The sequence below is a fragment of the Corynebacterium sp. MSK204 genome (genome assembly GCF_030229885.1).
GTDB lineage: Bacteria > Actinomycetota > Actinomycetes > Mycobacteriales > Mycobacteriaceae > Corynebacterium.
The window spans coordinates 1-348 of sequence record NZ_JASPGQ010000063.1; the positions used below are offsets into that span (position 1 = coordinate 1).

The window sequence follows — 348 nt, forward strand, 5'->3', positions numbered from 1 at the left end:
GCTGCATTAGCTCAAATTTTTCCGATCGCGTTGCTTCGCAGCGAAGAAGGCGGTGGCTTTTGACAAGAACTCATTATCCATCTTGGCCTCAGCTAACTCACGACGCAGGCGAGCGTTTTCGGCTCGTATATCGGCATCACTGCGGCCATCTACCGAGCCTTGGCGTTCCCGCTCAAGTTTGACCCACCTGCCTAAAATTGTGGCTGATACGCTAATTTCCTTAGCCACATGAGCGATTGGGCGCCCAGACTCAATGACCAGTCTGGCGGCCTCCTGCCGGTACTCCGGGGTGTACTTCTTCCTTGACGAACTCACAATGAACATCCTCTCCTACGGACACAAGATCCG

1 protein-coding gene is annotated in these 348 nt (G+C 53.7%); it reads right to left on the minus strand.

Features of this window, described 5'->3' with window-relative positions:
* Window positions 1-6: 6 nt before the first annotated feature.
* Window positions 7-324, minus strand: coding sequence for a transposase (locus tag QP908_RS11790; protein ID WP_005285771.1), 318 nt, complete (start codon window positions 322-324; stop codon window positions 7-9).
* Window positions 325-348 lie beyond the last annotated feature (24 nt).

Coding starts and splice junctions, on each gene's coding strand:
- QP908_RS11790 (WP_005285771.1), bottom strand. CDS start 324: ATGTTCATTGTGAGTTCGTCAAGGAAGAAGTACACCCCGGAGTACCGG.